The sequence below is a fragment of the Chryseobacterium indologenes genome (genome assembly GCF_001295265.1).
Taxonomy (GTDB): Bacteria; Bacteroidota; Bacteroidia; order Flavobacteriales; family Weeksellaceae; genus Chryseobacterium; species Chryseobacterium indologenes_A.
This window is the reverse complement of the sequence record NZ_LJOD01000012.1, coordinates 103315-120723: the sequence shown is the minus strand read 5'-3', so window position 1 is coordinate 120723 and position 17409 is coordinate 103315. Positions and strand designations below refer to the sequence as shown.

The window sequence follows — 17409 nt, the reverse complement described above, 5'->3', positions numbered from 1 at the left end:
TTATCTTTTAGTGATGTTTTTACTGAAGACCCTTCCGTCCTTTAAAGTGAAGCGTAAAACATACACTCCCCAGTCATAGCCTGACATATTAATTTTAATCTGTCTGTTAAGATCAGGTACATTCTGCTGCTGGAATTTCCAGTGAATCGTGCTGTGCTGGTATAATGAAACAGAGGTTATCAGTCCGTCTGCCTCTTCTGTCCAGTCAATGGTTAAGAAATCATTAACCGGAACCGGATACAGGCGTACCTGTTTCCAGAATGTTTTTTCATCCATAACCTGGGACTGTGTTAAAGAAACCACTTGGGACTCTGTTTTCCGTAAAGCTTCAGGAGATTGCTTTGCACTGCTGTCAGGACCCCGATATTTTTGATTGCCCGCTTCATCATATTTGAAGTAGACTTCTGTCTGGGAAAATCCCAGAAACCCTATCATTAAAGAAAATAGGGAAAACATTTTTTTTCTCATAAGTAATGTTTTTAAATGTATTTTGATAATAAGTATTGATTTTTTTTCGAGATTATTGAATTAATCCCAATCTGTACATTAATTAGTAAGATTAAGGTTGATGATTTTTTTATATCATTTTTTTGTTGTTTTTAGAGTATAAACTTATTATTTTTTATTGTATTCACAATGTAAAAACCCATATTTTATATCGGGATTTTATAAATCTTTTTCTGAGCATTTTACTTAACACAAAATCAAAAATGAATATCTTTTTCGCTTCAAAGAAAAGAATGGTTTTGCCTAGTAGTTATATAAAGATTGATATTTATGGATACGTAATCGTAGTCTTCTTAGTTAAAGAAGCCCTCAACAAATTACCCAAACAGGGTATTTCAAATTCCTTATAAACTGCTTACATTTGATTAAAGAATTAAACAGAGACGGTTGCAGGCAACCAGGAACGAACTTTCAGTAATACTCAATCAGGAGTATTAGCATTGATACCCATTTGACCCAACTATACAACACTAATACCTAAAAACTTAATCTTATGGCAGACTGGTCACCTAACAACAGAGCATGTACCACTTTGTGGTCTACCTTTTATATTATGAAACAGTTGTCCACCAATTTTAATGACAGTGGAGATCTGGTGATGAGTGATCTTACCTATTACAATCCGTTGGCAAGCGCAGAGCTCAGGAAGCTGGATGCTAAAATGATTGCAGATCAGCTGGACAATGTGTTCAGAGTCGGCCGGGGAGCAAAATATGAAGACAAAATGACGAGGACAAAAGCCATAAACAGTATGGTTAAAGTTCTTACAGACGATACAAAAATGGTAAAAGATCTGGCCAAAGCTGTGGATGAAGCTTACCGGTTCTGGGGAGAATAAAATAATTAAAAAACCAATGATTATGAGAAAGCTATATTTAAATCTGATTATATTAATTCTCAGTCTCACAGGAGGTTTTCTGAATGCCCAGCAGGTGTCGGAGAAGCAGATTAATAATTTGGTTGCAGTCTTAAAAGCTAATAACAAAAGTGAAGAAGACATTAAAACCATCCTTAACGGAATCATCAAAGATCCGGAACTCTATAATGCTTTGTGGCAGAACTTTATTAAGCAAAGCTACATCAGCGAGAATAATAAATTTAAATTCCTTAATGACCTGAATATCGCATTTAAAACATTTCAGTCGAAAGACAGCGCTACCACTTCTTTAGGCTTTACCTATGATTTCAATTTTGATTATGCCAAATTTATAGAAAAAGGGAGCCATAGAGTTTCGCATACTTTCGGGCTTTCTGCAAAAGGTAATGTGGCATTTAACAAAGATGCCAATCCCAATAATTTTCTGGAAACGAAAGTCAACTACAGCTATACCCGTTTCAGTGGAGGTGTTATCCGGCAAAATGATGAGGAAGTATTTACCAGGCTGAACGAAATTGAAGATAAGCTGGTGACGATGAAAGACATGAAAAGCCCTGAAGCGCTCAAATTATGGGATGAGTTCGGAGATAACCTTAAACTTTCCGATCAGTTTTATTACGGCTTATCACCTAAATTTGCTTTCGAATCCAATCAGGATTTTTCAAAAACCCAGTTCACTCCCGGACTTATGATTGATTTAGGAGCCAAAGGCTGGGATAATTCAAGCCTGCTCTCAAAACTCAATATTCTGGATTATCCTTTTGCTTTGCTGAGGTTGATTACAGGAGCAGACAAAACTTTTACAGTATACGGTTCAACCATTCCTACCTTACAGATCGGATGCGATTATGTGATTCCCAATAAGGACCTGGTCCGTGAAAGTCTTACCGGAAATCAGGACCCCTTTCCGAGATTCAGGATAGAAACAGGGTTCAGAACCTTTATTTCGAGAATAAAAAAGGAGAATATTTTCTTCAATGCCAATTACCGTTTTTATCAGGAAATAGACGCTCCTGCTTCCGTTAAAGCAGCTGGTCTGAGTTCTGTGAACTATTTTGTAATGGCCCTTCAGACCACTTCCGGTTTCTATGCAAGCTATGCGGCCGGAAGACTTCCGTTTGATGCTAAAAACGATCAGGTATATTCTATTGGATTTAACTATAAATTCTAAAAGGCAGAAACAGAGTTAAAAAATGGGATAACGGCTTAGTACCGGATTTTTCAAATAGATTTTCTGAATAATTGACCTACAGGCACTCATATCCAATGAGTGTCTTTTTCTTTAAAAGTAATTGTATTCAATTTCATAAAGATTTACCACACAGAACACATTTTGGTTAATTTAGCCGAAAAATACCATGAAAACAAAAATCAGAGAAATCGTTCAGGGCATTAAAAAGAAACATGTGAATGACCCGACTGTTTCAACGGACAAAGATCTCATTGCTGAGCTTCTCCTTTCCGATATATCAGGGGCAATAGAAGCGCTTAATGAACTTGACCTTGATACGCTGGAATGGATCTCTTCGCGCTTTGAAGCAATTTCTTATCAGCTTCAGAATAAAGAATGGATTGAATGCCTGAAAAATCTGTTAATCAAATTTCCGGACAGTCAAATTCTGAAAGAAGATATCCATGATGCTGTTGAGGCTTACTATGGAGATGAAGGGGGATCAACTCAATCCTGCCCAAAACAGATTAATTCCTTAACTTTGTAGCTCTGAGTGGGTAACAACCCGTTCCCACCTGTAAAACCAACATTATGTCTATAACCAACGAAAGCGAATTGACCGGAATGCAGAAAGTGAGTGAAGCTGTAGCTTTTACTCTAAGGGAAATGATCAGTTATGCCCAGCCCGGGATGACAACGAAAGATCTTGACGAGTACGGGGCAAAAATCCTTTCTGATTTCGGCGCAAAATCAGCACCGCATTTAACGTATGGATTTCCGGGATGGACATGCATCAGCGTAGACAATGAATTCTGCCACGGGATTCCTTCCGATAAAAGAACTTTGAAAGAAGGCGACCTGATTAATATTGATGTTTCAGCAGAGCTGAATGGCTATTGGGCGGATAATGGCGGTTCTTTTGTTGTGGGAAAAGATATTCACGGACATCAGAAATTAGTGGATGTTTCCAGGGAAATCTTACAGAAAACCATCAGTAATATAAAAGGCGGTGTAAAAATAGCAGAAATAGGGGCCCTGATGGAAACCGAAGCCAGAAAAAGAGGCTTTAAAGTCATCAGGAACCTGGGCGGGCACGGAGTAGGGAGAAGCCTGCACGAACAGCCCGATGAACTGCTGAATTATAAAAACCGTTTTGATTCCAGAAGATTTAAGAAAAATTCTGTTGTAGCGATTGAAACCTTCATTTCCACAGCGTCTAATCTTGCTGTAGAACTGAATGACGGCTGGACCATGGTAGGAAATAAGGGCGGTTACATGGCACAGCATGAGCATACCATCCTTATTACAGACGGAAAACCCGTAATCTTAACAGAAATGAATGGAATATTGAACTGATTTCATTCCTGTCAATAAAAAAACATACACTTACAGAAATGTGAGTGTTTTTTTACTCATTACTTCTGATACAGCAGAATTGCTTCATGAAACATTCCAGACTTATTTTAAAATGTGTATATTAATTCATTATTTGAAGATTTATGTATTATAGCGGTGCAGATTGTGACATCTATATAGGCCGGGGAGCCGGGAAAAAACTCCTTGAAGATATTTCCTATGCCAGAAAAAATGTAAAAATAGTGTCTCCTTACTTATCAGCACACCTGGTAAGGCAGCTTATTGCTTTAAGGTCACGTGGTATTCAGGTGAACCTCATCACAACGGATAATATTGAAGATTTTTATGGTGAATATGAAAAAAATATACATAAAATGATTATCCAGCAACGGGTAGTTGATGAGCATGCGCAGGCTGTACGCAACAGCTGGATAAGTCTGGAAAAAATGCTGCTTTATATCATGCTGGGGTCATCAGCTTTACTGATCGTTTTGCTGTATTCCCTTAAAGATCTGAAAATACTATATGGCCTCTTTCCACTGTTAATTTTATTTTTCATCAGAAACTTTTATCTCACCAAAATAAAAGCGAAAAGGATCTACAATTACCATTACAGACAGCTGTTTCCTTTTAAAGTATTTGTTTCCGATTCGGGAAGCGGCAGCTTTATCCACAGTAAAATTTATATCATCGATGATGAGATTGCCTATATGGGATCCCTGAATTTTACAGGTAGCGGACTCAAAAGTAATTATGAAACAAGGATCAGAACCACAGATCCCAATGCGGTCGGCAGAATTGTTACGGAATTTAATGAGCTTTTTCATTCAGAGCTCAGGCAGCGGGATATTCAGGCCTGGGGAAAACACCTCTATCCTGAACCCGCTAATTAAATACATTGGAGGATACTCAAAAAGAATTGGATATAATTAATATTGACAGAATTAAAAGGAACTTCCGGCTTCTCCTAAATTGAACTTTCTCGGAAATTTTCCGTAACTTGAACAGATGCAGAACGAAGTAAGAAAAGGATTTCCCGTATTGGTATCCAGACCCAACTGGACAATAACCTGGCTGATAAGGATTTTTGCCGGAACTTTCCTGCTCTCTTTATTGATAATACTGTCCATATTCCCTTTGATTTTTGCTGAATCGTCCATTGTTTTTATCGTATTTACCATTATTTATTACCTTATATGGGGAACCGGACTCTTTTTTTTATCCCGGCATATAAAAAGAAACGCAAAAAGCGCAGTCAAAAGAATTGTGGTGGATGACCAGGGAATTCACTATGAAAAAGCAGACGGAACCACAGATGAGGTGCTTTACAGCCGGATCAGAAACCTTAATCTGCAGGATACCTATGATGTACAGATGGCCACCTGGAACAAGACCCGGGTTATTGCTGTATTTACGGAGAAAGGATATGAAAAAATTAATTTTAACAACCTCGATCCCGGCCTGTCTTATTACCCCAAAAACAAAAGAGCCCTGAGAGCCGGTTTTATACAAAGGACCAGATATTTCAGACCGGATCTGAAAGTGGACCCGTTAATTTATGACGAATTCTGCATTCATCCGGAGACCTTTCAGTTCGATCCGGTCAGATTCCGGAAATTAGTAATGTTATCTGCCGTTATTCTCTTTGGAATACTGGCATTTTCCGGAATTTTTTTACTCGCAGTTCTGTACTTTTCCGGACAGCTGAAATGATGTAAACCGTAAAACAGATCTGTTTGCCTTAATTTTTCCGCATATTAAAACAAACAATGAAAACAGGCATATTCAGTATCCCCGAATTTTCCCGATATAATGAAAAGGAGCCTGTATTTTATTAAGGTAAATAAAAAAATACTTCCATACATTCCTGTCAATTCTTATATTTATTTAAAAAAAATCCGGTTTTGTAAAATGAAAACGACCGGAATTGCATAAATTAAAAACAATGGTGGAGAATTTTATTTATTACCTGGCACTGGTCTTGGTCATTATTGGTTCAATTATGCTGTCCAACCGGCTGAAAGTGGCTTATCCTATCATTTTAGTGATTGCCGGACTTCTGATCAGTTTCATTCCGGGATTACCCGTTTTAAAAATTGACCCTGAACTTATTTTTATCATTTTCCTGCCACCCTTGCTGTATGAAGCAGCTTTTGCCGTTTCATGGAAAGAAATCTGGAAACTGAGGCGGATCATCACCAGCTTTGCTTTCATTGTGGTATTTCTTACGGCCATATCAGTGGCATTTGTAGCCAACTCCTATATTCCAGGGTTTTCACTGGCATTAGGATTTGTTTTGGGAGGAATTGTTTCTCCACCCGATGCCGTGAGTGCCGGTGCTATTCTGAAATTTGTAAAAGTTCCCAAAAATGTATCCACAGTTCTGGAAGGAGAAAGCCTGTTCAATGACGCTTCCTCATTAATTATTTTCCGGTTTGCAATGGTAGCCGTAGCTACAGGACAATTTGTGTGGCAGGATGCTGCTTTAAGCTTTGGCTGGATGATATTCGGAGGATTGGGAATAGGATTGGTATTGGCATTTTTATTTTTAAAAATCGAAAAAATATTTCCCACGGATGTTAATATGGATGCAATATTAAGCCTGGTGGCTCCCTATGTTATGTATATTGCCGCAGAAGAAGTTCATGCTTCCGGTGTATTGGCGGTAGTAAGCGGAGGATTATACCTTTCCGTCCGCAGGCATGAAATATTCCGTACTTCAGAATCAAGGCTGAAAGGATCAAACGTCTGGGAAAGCTTCGTATTTCTGATCAATGGAATTGTATTCCTGCTGATCGGGTTGGATTTACCGGAAATTATGGTAGGCTTAAACAAAGAAGGAATCAGTCTGTCTGAAGCAGTCAGTTACGGATTATTGGTGACAGCAGTTCTGATTATAGTTCGTTTTCTGGCTTCTTTTGGAGCCGTATTCATTACACTGATTATGAGAAATTTTATCAACGTAGCAGACAGAGACCCCGGAATGAAAGCCCCCATACTCATGGGCTGGACCGGGATGCGCGGGGTAGTTTCTTTGGCAGCGGCGCTGTCAATTCCGGTAATGATGGAAAACGGTCAGCCTTTTCCACATCGTGATCTTATCCTTTTTATAACGTTTGTCGTTATTCTGATGACATTAATCGTTCAGGGACTCACGCTGCCTGCATTGATAAAAAAACTTAAACTGTCCGAGTCTGAAAGCAGTTATATGTCTGAAGAAGAATCAGAACACTTTTTAAGAAAAGGAATGCGTCGTGTAGCCTTAAACTACCTCAATGAAAACTATAAAGAAAGACGCAGTGAAAACGAATATTTCAATAAGCTGATGGACCGCTGGGAACAGGAAGATAAAGAGGATTCTACCCATAAACTTTCTGATGAAGCCAAAGAAATTTATTTTGAAACCCTGGAACAGCAGAGAATCTGGCTACGGGAAGAAAACAGGCGGAATTCCCATATCGACGAAGAATATATAAGACATTATCTCACAAGGCTGGATCTGGAAGAAGAAAGGCTCAGAATGTAAAAAAATACAGCAATGAATTTAGTAAAACAGCTCGGGCAGTTTCCCGATGAAAAAAGAAAAGGATATTTCAGTACCCTTCCCAATTATCTCAACGGAAGATTTCAGAATATACTTCCTACACCTGCTTTGCTGGAAGGCGAAAGTATGACCAAGGCCCTCCTGAACAGTTTGTGCAAAGTAGAGCATACCACTCCGGGATTTCCGCTTCCGTTTATCAAAACAGACCTTAAAAGTCTTAAACCGGAAGAAAATGTATTGGTATGGTTCGGTCACAGTTCCTATTTTATTCAGATTGATGGTAAAAAGTTTCTGGTAGATCCTGTCTTTAGCGGTAATGCGTCTCCAATGCCCGGATCTATAAAGGCATTTCCGGGAGCAGACTATTACAAGCCGGAACATATGCCGGATATAGACTTTTTACTGATCTCCCACGATCACTGGGATCATCTGGATTATAAAACCGTTCAGGCCCTGAAGGACAAAACCGGAAAAATACTATGCGGATTGGGGACCGGACAGCATTTCGAGTACTGGGGATGGCCTTCTGAGAAGATCATTGAGAAAAACTGGTGGGAAAGTGTAAACCTTGCAGAAGGCTTTACCCTTGCATTTACTCCGGCAAGACATTTTTCAGGAAGATTGCTGAACCGCAATATCTCGTTGTGGACCTCTTTTGTATTAAAAACTCCGTCTAAAAAACTCTTTCTGGGTGGAGACAGCGGCTACGGAAACCACTTCTCCGACATCGGAGAAAAATACGGTCCCTTCGACCTGGCTGTTATGGAATGTGGACAGTACAACGAAAAATGGCCATATATTCACAGCATGCCCGAACAGATTATTCAGGAAGTAAAAGAGCTGAAGGCAGACAACTTTATTCCTGTACATAATTCAAAATTTAAGCTGGCACAGCATCCATGGTTTGAACCCCTGGAGATGGTTTCAAAATATGCAGAAGAAAACAGCCTGCCAATAACCCTTCCGATGATTGGTGAAAAAACAGATCTGGATGAGCTTGGAAAAGTAAATTGGGAAAAATGGTGGGAAAACTGCTGGTAATTCCGGATAAAAAAATAAAGCCTGCTGCCAGAGCAGGCTTTACCATTCATGATCAACTAACTTAAAAAATATCTATGGTTTAATGGGGTTCATTGTGGTTTACTTTGGTGTGGATGATATCATAGTATACAGAAGGATTGGTCGCGTCAGGAGTAATCCTGTAGGTAAACTCATTGCTGTTCAGGGTAAGAATATCAACAATACGGGTGAAAAGTACATTTCCGTTATTATCCAACGCGGTGATGGTTCTCTTCTTTCCGTCCGGAGAAATAGACCAGGTTCCTTTGGATCTCGGAGCATCATTTAATCCGTAAATAGCATAGGTTCCATTGGCTTTGAAATAAGAATACCCTACAAATCCGGCTACACTTGCATCAGTTAAAGCAACAGGCTGCCCGCTGTTGTTCTTTGCCCCTGTGGTTTCCCAAGGTGTAGAGGCAAGGGTAAGCTGCCCGTTAGCTGGCTCTGCATGCGAAGTCCTGTTGTGGATAATGTCATAATAGATCGATTGATCTGCTGCGTTGGGACGGATTCTGTACGTAAATTCATATTGGTTAAGAACAAGGATCTCTACATCACGGGTGAAAATCGTTGTTCCATCCGGATTTAATGCCGTAATCGTTCTCTTGGTTCCCAAAGCGTCTACAGACCATGTTCCTCTTGATCTGATGGCGTCATTAAGCCCGTAAATAACAAAGCTTCCGTCACTTTTAAAGTAAGCAAAACCTACATAACCGTTTACGCTGGCGTTATTAAGATCTACAGATTGTCCGTTTCTGTCTTTAGCTCCTGTGGTTTCCCATGGAGTAGAAGCAAGAGTTTGTGAGGGAGTCATCTGCTCAGTGATAACCTCGTCATTATCAGAGCATGATACAAAAGCAGCTGAAAGAAATACAGCCGCAAGCAGGTAACATAATTTTTTCAATGTATTCATAATTGGATTTTTAAATCTTTACAAACTTATCTCTTTATGAACATCAAAACTTTGTATGAAACCTCTCTTTTTTTGTAAAAAATATCACTGATAATTAGTGGAGTTATTGATCTCTGAATGAGACTGGGGAATCAAAAATTACCATCCGCTTACCAGCAGATTCCTGGCCGCCTTAACACTGCATTTCTGGTATTGGGAATAAGCAGATGCAGCACGGGTTCTGATCTGTTCCCCGGATTCTCCTTTTACATAACCCGCCAGAGCATCATGCAGGATATAAGCTTCGGGAGCCATCAGGTGAGTAGTCCATACCAAAGGATTGGCTCGCGTATCTTTTAGCTGAGGTGAAAAAAACTTCTTACTGTAACAGGCTAAAATAATACAGTCTCTGGTTTTTCCGTCCGTGTTTTTAAATGATTCCGATAGCTGGAAATCCATCAGCCCGTCATGGCCTACATAAGAAATCATCTTTGCATTCCCAAAGATACCGATCCGTTTTCCATCAATTTTAACAATGTCTTTCATCTGTCCGGAATTGCTGTAGAAAAAATCCCGGGTGCAGTTTTCTATATATTGCCCGTCATAGGCATCAGCTACCAGATAATAGTTTTTATCAGAAGTATTCTGAAATACCAGTCTTTCCATCCTGATGGAATCCTTTTTCTCAGTTTTTAAAAGTATCCATTCCTTACTTTTCTTAAAATAAGTACGGACTCCGTAAGCAGCTCCCCAATACAGATTCTGATCAGGATTCTGCCCGTTTCCTATCTTTTCAGGAACAGGTACAATTCCCTGGTACTTGTTATCACATAAAGCCACAAGAACATGAATAGTTTTTGTATTCTCATCAAAGTTCTTCACATTTTTCAGGACTCTTTTTTCAGAATCTTCCTTTGAGCCTGAACCACTCCCTTTTACCTTATATTCACAGCTTAAAATAAACAGAGCAGAAGAAAATAATAAGAGAAAAAACGAAATTGAATAAATCCTTTTCATAACTGAGATGCATTTCCTATAAAAATACAAAATATCCGAAACTGATCATTGTATTCCTTCGCTAAGGTTTCCTTAAAAAAACTTAATGGCTTAAAATAATACTAATGAAAACCAGAATCTCGCTCTGAAGATATTCCATCATTGCTGTAAAAATTCTATTTTTGAATATGAACTACAGAAACCGTGGAAAAAATACAGGTGACGATGCCCTGTTCGGATCAGAAAAGCAGATTGCTAAACTAAAAATGGCTGTTCAGGATATGCAGTACTTATTAAGCAGAGGCTACGCTGAAAAAGCCTCTTCCGAATTGGCCGGGAACCGGTATAAACTTAAAACCCGGCAGATTCAGGCATTTCGGGGTGCTGCTGCATCAGAAGAACAGATCCAAAACAGAAAGCATAAACAGTTGCAGGCTGCAGAACTTAAAGATAAAACCGTGTATCTGGACGGGTTCAATGTAGTGATCCTGCTGGAAAGTCTGCTCTCCGGTGCTTACCTTTTTGAAGGAACAGACGGCTGCTTCCGTGACCTTTCAGGAGTTCATGGCACCTATAAAAGAGTGAATCAGACGCAGAAAGCACTGGAACTCATAGCACAGTTCTTTCAGAAAACAAAAATACATAAGTTGATATGGATCTTTGATAAGCCCGTTTCCAACAGTGGCAGGATCAAACAGATGGTTCTTGATTTTGCTGTAGAAAATAAGATGGACTGGGAGGCTGAACTGCAATTTAATCCGGATCAGTTTCTTGTGGATAATGCGGAGATTTCCGTTTCTTCAGATGCATGGATTCTGGATCACTGTAAAACATGGTTCAATCTGATTGGTTATCTGATCACAGAAGAAAAACTGGAGGTAAACCTGGTAAAAATGTATTAAAATGAAGCTATTTGATCCATACATTCCTTTATTTTCTGATTTATGGAAAGAAAAATACCGGGCTATCCTGGCTGAAGAACACATCAGTAACCTTGAAAATAACATCAGTAACTTTCAGGAAAAAATATCAGACTGGGAACTTCCATACTTTAATGAAGAAATAAAAATCAGCAGAAAAGAAAGCTTTGATCTGTTCATGAACATATTCCGGAATAATATTCCCGATGAAGTTAAAGCAGCTCAGCTTGAAGAAATTCCGTTTGAGCATTGGCTGAATATTCTGGGGCAGCGACTGACTTCCGCCAGCATCCGTGATGAAGATGCAGTTCCTCCACTTAGAGAAACACTGCTTGAAGCCTGTCAACAACCTTTTAACAGTGAAATAACCATTGCCCAGAGAGCATGGGAAAAACATGTCGGAAGAATGGATGATGAATTCTGGGGCGAGATCAAAGGAAACAACAGCCGGAAACAGGAAAAAGTAATAGAGAAAATCACTTACATCCTTGATAACAGAACATGGTGGAACGTTTTTTTCCATTACAAGCATGAACTGGTTTTTGAAGTCAGGGAAAAAGAAGGTCATGGTATCCGGTGGAGCCACGGCGGCCGGAAGCTGATTGGATTTCTGGAAAAATTTATCAATGAATAACGTTTATTTTTACTGCGTAAAAAGATTGCGCACTGAGGAGGTAATTTTGCAGACATAAAACTGAAGCGATGGAACTTTCGGAACAAAAATTTTCACAACACGAATGGGAAGCATGTCTCAAGGTATTAAATGCCCTGAAGGATGAACCCTTCCTCAATCCGGATAACAAAACGTTTTCAGGACTGATCACGAAGATTCATAAAAATGCGAAAAAACAGAGCCGTCAGGAAAGCTATTCCCGGATGAAAGCACATGATCTGGAGGTCAGTTCAGAAGCTGTACTCATGAAAAAAGCACTGACAGGGATTTCCGGTTTTTATGATGATGAAAAAGATGAAACGAAATTAACGAGACTTCAGATCCCCAAAAACTGCTACTGCTGTAATCAGAGTTATCAGTACGCTCATTCTTTCTATACCCGGTTGTGCCCGAAATGTGCCGCAGAAAACTATGAAAAACGTTTTCAGACGTCCGATCTTACCGGAAGAAATGCCATTCTTACCGGAGGAAGAGTAAAAGTAGGTTTTGCCACCGCATTGAAACTGTTGAGAAATGGGGCCAATCTGGTTTTGACAACCCGTTTTCCTGCACTGGCACTGGAAACTCTGCATCAGGAAGCAGATTATAATGAATGGAAGGACAGACTCTGGGTATATGGTTTAGACCTTAGAAATTTAAAAGCTATTCAGGAATTCGTGGATTTTTACAGAGCGAACTTTGATACGTTGGATATATTGATCAATAATGCTGCCCAGACCATTAAATATCCTGACGAATACTACCTTCCGATCATCAAAAAGGAAAAAGAAAAAGAACTGGAATTTAAAAATATTCCGAATTTTATTCCAAACCAGACGGAAATTTCAAAGGAGATTGCGAAGCTGGAATATGCAGAGAATGAAGAATCACAGATTGCTCTTACCCGATTCGGACAGCCGGTAGATAACCGTGAGAAAACAAGCTGGAATTCCACACTGGAAGAAATTTCCATGTATGAATTGGTAGAAGTGAACCTCATCAATCATATCGCTCCGTATTTTCTGATCAAGGAACTGAAAACTTTAATGAAAAACTCTTTGTTTAAGGAAAAGTTCATCATTAATGTTACTTCATCAGAAGGAATTTTCAGCTATGAAAATAAGACGGTCTTTCATCCGCATACCAATATGACAAAAGCTGCTTTGAATATGATGACCCTCACTTCCGCAAGAGAATTTGAAAAAGACCACATCTATATGAGTGCAGTGGATGTAGGATGGATTTCAACAGGAGCAAAGGAAAGCTTAAGAAAAAAACAGTTTGAGAAGGGGTATATTCCACCGCTGGATTCCGTAGACGGAGCCGCAAGGATTCTGCATCCGGTAGCAGAAGGAATCAAAGGAAATTACTTTAGCGGTGTTCTGCTGAAAAATTATAAAATTCATACCTGGTAAAACCAGACGGAGATAATAGTAATAACTGGAAAAACACATTTTGCTAAGATGAGTTGCAGGTTCGAATCCTGCTTATCTCACAAAAAAAAAACGAAACGTTAGTTCAATGGAAGAACGCTGGCTTTCCTCGCCGGAGGATGCGGGTTCAAATCCCGCACGTTTCACAGGAGTACATAGTTCAACAAGAAGAATACGTCCGCAGCATGGACGAGGTTGCAGGTTCAAATCCTGCTGTACTCCCTTTTAACCCGGAGATAATAGTTTAACCGGAAAAACGTATTCTTAAGGAGTAAATTACCGGTTCTGTCCCGGTTTTCTTTTGCTTCAGGACAAAAGAAATAAAAAACAAAAAAATATTATGAACACATACATCGACATTGGCATTAACCTGACCAATAAACAATTCCACAACGAGCACGACGAAATCATCAACCGCGCACTGGACAACGGAGTAGACCACATGATCCTTACCGGAACCAGCGTCAGAGGAAGCAGAGAATCCGCAGAAATAGCGGCAGACTACCCTGAAATCCTATATTCCACAGCAGGAATCCATCCTCACGACGCTAAATCTTTCAACTCGGAAGGCATCCCCGAACTCAGAAAATTATTAAACCTGGATCATGTCATCTCAGTAGGAGAGTGTGGACTGGATTTCGACAGGGACTTTTCTCCAAGACCCGTTCAGGAAAAATGTTACAGAGCCCAGCTTGAATTGGCCATTGAAGTCAATAAACCACTTTTTCTGCATGAAAGAGCTGCATTTAAAAGGTTTAACGAAATTACGGATGAGTATCTTTCCAAATTACCGGAAGCGGTCGTACACTGTTTTACGGGAACTCTGGAAGAAGCGAAAATATATCTGGATAAAGGCTTTTACTTAGGATTTACAGGAGCAATAAGTGATGAGAAAAGATTCAGCCATCTGGAAGAAGTAATAAGTTATACACCCCTGGATCGCATGATGATTGAAACAGATGCTCCGTTTATGCTCCCGAAAAATATGCCCAGAACGCAGAACCGACGCAACGAACCATCTTATCTTCCTTATGTTGCGCAGACCATTGCCCGATGGAAAAAAATCAGCATTGCTGAAGTTGCAGATGAAACAACAGAAACAGCCAGGAATTTTTTCAGGATATAAAAAAGAGCCCTACCGTAAAGTAAAGCTCTTTTATTTCTGTAATATCGCTAAAACGTTAGCTTCATAAAATCAACGGGGTTGACTCCAATCTTTTGCTGGTATGTTATCAGGCTTAGCATTAATTGGTGTATCAGAGGCAAACCGCTTATAGGTGACTTTGGTTTTAAATACTTTTCCAGGCAGCTTCCAAAGCCAGCTCCATCATAGGCTTCAAGGCTTTTTCCCTTTCATCAGCCGAAATTTTTTCATGAGTAGGAATAATATCAGTAACCGTAAGAATCGTTGCCGCATTTTTCCCTAAATACCGGGCGTTGGCAAATAATCCGAAAGCTTCCATTTCTACTGCCGGGCAGTTGTATTTAGTTGCGATAGCAGGAACATTAGGATCTTTTCGGTAGAAAATATCGCTGCTGTGTACATTGATCGCTTTGGCATCCAGAGAAAGTTCTTTAGCCGTTTCGTTGATCGTTCCGAAGATATTTCCCTGATGAGAAAGGATTTCGTCTTCAATTTCCCAGGCATATTTGGCATAGGTGCTTTCGCTGGCTGCATTTTCGATATTTAAAATATCAAAAAGTTTAAGATCCGTAGTATAAGCTCCGCAGGTTCCGATTCGGATGATGGTATCTACCTCATATTCTGTAAACAGCTCAAACGAATAGATTCCGATGCTGGGGAATCCCATTCCGCTGGCACCTACAGTGATTTCTTTACCTTTATAAAGACCGGTATAATAAAAGATTCCTCTTGTTTTGCTTACCAGTTTAGCATCTTCCAAATAATTTTCAGCAATATATTGTGCACGAAGCGGATCCCCCGGCTGTAATACTACTTTAGCAATTTCTCCTTTTTTTGCACTGATGTGAATACTCATAATTTTATTTTGAATGTGGGCAAAGATACTAAATATGTGAATTATGTGTTCTCAATTGTGAATAGTCAATCTGCAATGCTTATGAATTTTTTTACGTTTATAAGTTCACCATTGACCTGCAGAGCAAAATTAACCATTAACAACAATAACATTGCAAACCCGGAGCAACGATAGCACAATACAGAGCAGGTGCCTCAATATTCCGGCAGCTACTTTTGTATGATAAATAAAATTTAGATAATGAAAATTGAACATATTGCCATTTGGGTAAAAGAGCTTGAAAAATCCAGGATGTTTTATCAGAAATATTTCGGGGCAGCTTCCGGTGAAAAATACCATAATCCGGTTAAGAGCTTCGAGTCTTATTTCTTAAGCTTTGAAAACGGATGCCGTCTTGAGCTGATGACAAAACCGGACATTCAGGAGAATGAAAATTCGTTTGAAGCACAGAAGTATGGAATTATACATCTGGCCTTTTCAACAGGAAGCCGGGAAAAAGTAGATCAGCTTACGGAAACCTTGAGACAAGACGGATGCAGAATTGCCGGAGAACCCCGTACAACAGGAGATGGTTACTATGAAAGTGTCATTCTTGATCCGGAGGGTAATATTATAGAAATAACCGAATAAGAGTTGTATCAATAGTGAATGGTGATTCAATTTACTATTGACTTAAGAAGCAAAGCTGACCATTCATAAGGCCGGTATATTATTTAACAGTCAATCATTCCTGAAAAATTTTATTCTCAGAGAAATAATTTTATTTTTGTTTAATAATGGAAAATAAATCCGCATTTTTAGATACTTTATTTCTGCTTAGGAAGGATGAATGTATTACAATTTTCACAGATCTTTATGAAATCTCTAAAAAAGAAGAACAGGATGCTGCTGATTATTTTGAATCCGAATTTGAAAAAGAAAGGTTGGAATTCTTATCCGATCAGATCAGCTGTGACCGTGAAACAGCAGTCTGGGCCGCAAAAATTCTGTATTACAGCGCGCAGTTATATTTGATCAGAAAGGACACGGAGAAGAATCTGAACAAATTAATCCCTCCGTTTAAAGGCAAAAGAAATATCTCTGCCATATTATCAGCGGATTTGTCCATGAGGTTTTTACCTCAGACAATCTCCGCTTTACAGGGCGCTGATCCGGAAGATCCATTGATCAAAATGCTGGAAAATATACTTCTGCAGTTTCACTATTCAGGAATCGGATTTGATCTGGATCTTGAAAACATAAACTGGGAAGAAGAATTAAAAGATAAAACCTACCGGAAGCTGTATCTGGAAAGAATTGTAGAAAAAAAATCCTACAGACTGGCCGAAATTCCATACATCAATCAATTGCTGATTGCAGAATTCGGGATGTATAAAGACATTTTCTGGAGAGAACTAAAAACAATAACCGAAAACCATGGGGAAATCTAGTGAAGTATTTGAATTTTTAAAAGACCCGACGAAAGAAAGTTTCCTGAAGAGCAGGGAGATCATAATTAATGATCCTGAATATAATCCGTATTCGGATGATACCGGAAATTTGCTGGAATTATTAAATGAAGGAAAGTTTGAAGAAGTCATCCGGTATGTGAATGTTAACATCTTATTGAGTCCCAGTGCTCATATCTATAAATATTTTGCCTTTAAGGAATTGGGGGACGAGAAAGGGATGAGAATAGAGATGATGATTGCACAGGGCATTTTTGAAGGCCTTGAGAAAACTGGCGATGGAACCAGAGATTCACCCTATATTGTCACCCGCATTTCCGATGAAAGAGATCTGGTAAGGCACCATTTTGATAAACAGGATACAGGGCAGAGACTGTTCAATGACGGAGACAGGATCATGGATGTACTCACGCTTGATGACGGAACAGAAATGTATTTTGATATTAAAGATATTTATCAGAGAATTACTTTCGCTTTCAATAAAAACAGTGAGCAGGAGGAAAATGAAGAGGAAAAGCCCAAAAAGAAAAAATGGTGGAAATTTTAATTTT

At 39.2% G+C, this 17409-nt stretch carries 20 protein-coding genes and 3 tRNA genes; 18 read left to right on the top strand and 5 right to left on the bottom strand.

Annotated features, from left to right (window positions below; translation table 11 throughout):
- Entirely contained in the window at positions 1-468 is a 468-nt protein-coding gene (locus AOB46_RS16770) for a hypothetical protein (protein ID WP_062701467.1), read from the bottom strand.
- 532 nt (positions 469-1000) lie between these two features.
- On the opposite strand from AOB46_RS16770, the gene AOB46_RS16765 reads away from it, so the two are divergent.
- The 5 genes from AOB46_RS16765 to AOB46_RS16745 all read left to right on the top strand — a co-directional run bounded on the left by AOB46_RS16765 (position 1001) and on the right by AOB46_RS16745 (position 4804).
- Positions 1001-1345 carry a hypothetical protein gene (locus AOB46_RS16765; protein ID WP_131724401.1) on the top strand — a complete coding sequence of 115 codons (345 nt, stop codon included), beginning with the start codon at positions 1001-1003 and terminating at the stop codon, positions 1343-1345.
- Positions 1346-1367: 22 nt separating this feature from the next.
- Positions 1368-2555, top strand: coding sequence for a hypothetical protein (locus tag AOB46_RS16760; protein ID WP_131724400.1), 1188 nt, complete (start codon positions 1368-1370; stop codon positions 2553-2555).
- A 187-nt stretch (positions 2556-2742) separates the two neighbouring features.
- On the top strand, positions 2743-3102 hold the full coding sequence (locus AOB46_RS16755) for a hypothetical protein (protein WP_062701462.1): 360 nt from the start codon (positions 2743-2745) through the stop codon (positions 3100-3102).
- A gap of 44 nt (positions 3103-3146) precedes the next feature.
- Complete coding sequence (map, locus tag AOB46_RS16750) at positions 3147-3911, top strand: type I methionyl aminopeptidase (protein WP_062701460.1); 765 nt, start codon at positions 3147-3149, stop codon at positions 3909-3911.
- A gap of 143 nt (positions 3912-4054) precedes the next feature.
- Positions 4055-4804, top strand: a complete 750-nt coding sequence (locus tag AOB46_RS16745; protein ID WP_062701457.1) for a phospholipase D family protein — start codon at positions 4055-4057, stop codon at positions 4802-4804.
- A gap of 51 nt (positions 4805-4855) precedes the next feature.
- Here AOB46_RS16745 and AOB46_RS16740 read toward each other — a convergent pair whose 3' ends face one another.
- Positions 4856-5071 (bottom strand): hypothetical protein, encoded by a 216-nt coding sequence (locus AOB46_RS16740; protein ID WP_131724399.1) that lies wholly within the window; start codon positions 5069-5071, stop codon positions 4856-4858.
- 109 nt (positions 5072-5180) lie between these two features.
- On the opposite strand from AOB46_RS16740, the gene AOB46_RS16735 reads away from it, so the two are divergent.
- The 3 genes from AOB46_RS16735 (at position 5181) to AOB46_RS16725 (ending at position 8496) form a co-directional block, all read left to right on the top strand.
- Positions 5181-5624: a hypothetical protein gene (locus AOB46_RS16735; protein WP_131724398.1), complete on the top strand. Its 444-nt coding sequence runs from the start codon at positions 5181-5183 to the stop codon at positions 5622-5624.
- Between the two features lie 232 nt (positions 5625-5856).
- Positions 5857-7437, top strand: coding sequence for a Na+/H+ antiporter (locus AOB46_RS16730; RefSeq protein ID WP_062701569.1), 1581 nt, complete (start codon positions 5857-5859; stop codon positions 7435-7437).
- Between the two features lie 12 nt (positions 7438-7449).
- Complete coding sequence (locus AOB46_RS16725; RefSeq protein ID WP_062701452.1) at positions 7450-8496, top strand: MBL fold metallo-hydrolase; 1047 nt, start codon at positions 7450-7452, stop codon at positions 8494-8496.
- Between the two features lie 79 nt (positions 8497-8575).
- Here AOB46_RS16725 and AOB46_RS23715 read toward each other — a convergent pair whose 3' ends face one another.
- On the bottom strand, positions 8576-9430 hold the full coding sequence (locus AOB46_RS23715; RefSeq protein WP_206542261.1) for a DUF4822 domain-containing protein: 855 nt from the start codon (positions 9428-9430) through the stop codon (positions 8576-8578).
- Positions 9431-9568: 138 nt separating this feature from the next.
- A complete protein-coding gene (locus AOB46_RS16715) occupies positions 9569-10426 on the bottom strand; it encodes a hypothetical protein (RefSeq protein WP_241489233.1) in 858 nt (285 codons plus the stop codon).
- 167 nt (positions 10427-10593) lie between these two features.
- Between AOB46_RS16715 and AOB46_RS16710 the strand changes: the two genes are divergently transcribed.
- The 7 genes from AOB46_RS16710 (at position 10594) to AOB46_RS16690 (ending at position 14536) form a co-directional block, all read left to right on the top strand.
- A complete protein-coding gene (locus tag AOB46_RS16710; RefSeq protein ID WP_062701450.1) occupies positions 10594-11307 on the top strand; it encodes a DUF434 domain-containing protein in 714 nt (237 codons plus the stop codon).
- Position 11308: 1 nt separating this feature from the next.
- Positions 11309-11959: a hypothetical protein gene (locus AOB46_RS16705; RefSeq protein ID WP_062701449.1), complete on the top strand. Its 651-nt coding sequence runs from the start codon at positions 11309-11311 to the stop codon at positions 11957-11959.
- 68 nt (positions 11960-12027) lie between these two features.
- Complete coding sequence (locus tag AOB46_RS16700) at positions 12028-13392, top strand: SDR family NAD(P)-dependent oxidoreductase (protein ID WP_062701447.1); 1365 nt, start codon at positions 12028-12030, stop codon at positions 13390-13392.
- 9 nt (positions 13393-13401) lie between these two features.
- Positions 13402-13472: transfer RNA gene (locus AOB46_RS23445), tRNA-Ser, on the top strand.
- A 12-nt stretch (positions 13473-13484) separates the two neighbouring features.
- A tRNA-Gly gene (locus tag AOB46_RS16695) sits at positions 13485-13556 on the top strand.
- 3 nt (positions 13557-13559) lie between these two features.
- A tRNA-Ala gene (locus tag AOB46_RS23440) sits at positions 13560-13632 on the top strand.
- Positions 13633-13750: 118 nt separating this feature from the next.
- The gene (locus AOB46_RS16690; protein WP_062701565.1) at positions 13751-14536 is read left to right on the top strand and encodes a TatD family hydrolase; all 786 of its coding nucleotides are present in this window, start codon (positions 13751-13753) and stop codon (positions 14534-14536) included.
- A gap of 163 nt (positions 14537-14699) precedes the next feature.
- Here the strand turns inward: AOB46_RS16690 and deoD are convergent, their stop codons facing one another.
- Positions 14700-15410, bottom strand: a complete 711-nt coding sequence (deoD, locus tag AOB46_RS16685) for a purine-nucleoside phosphorylase (protein ID WP_062701445.1) — start codon at positions 15408-15410, stop codon at positions 14700-14702.
- A gap of 240 nt (positions 15411-15650) precedes the next feature.
- Between deoD and AOB46_RS16680 the strand changes: the two genes are divergently transcribed.
- The 3 genes from AOB46_RS16680 to AOB46_RS16670 all read left to right on the top strand — a co-directional run bounded on the left by AOB46_RS16680 (position 15651) and on the right by AOB46_RS16670 (position 17405).
- The gene (locus AOB46_RS16680; RefSeq protein ID WP_062701443.1) at positions 15651-16040 is read left to right on the top strand and encodes a VOC family protein; all 390 of its coding nucleotides are present in this window, start codon (positions 15651-15653) and stop codon (positions 16038-16040) included.
- Positions 16041-16186: 146 nt separating this feature from the next.
- Positions 16187-16840 carry a hypothetical protein gene (locus tag AOB46_RS16675; RefSeq protein ID WP_062701441.1) on the top strand — a complete coding sequence of 218 codons (654 nt, stop codon included), beginning with the start codon at positions 16187-16189 and terminating at the stop codon, positions 16838-16840.
- Positions 16827-17405 carry a DUF4919 domain-containing protein gene (locus tag AOB46_RS16670; protein ID WP_062701439.1) on the top strand — a complete coding sequence of 193 codons (579 nt, stop codon included), beginning with the start codon at positions 16827-16829 and terminating at the stop codon, positions 17403-17405. The genes AOB46_RS16675 and AOB46_RS16670 overlap by 14 nt, the downstream gene beginning before the upstream one ends.
- The last annotated feature ends 4 nt before the right edge of the window (positions 17406-17409 follow it).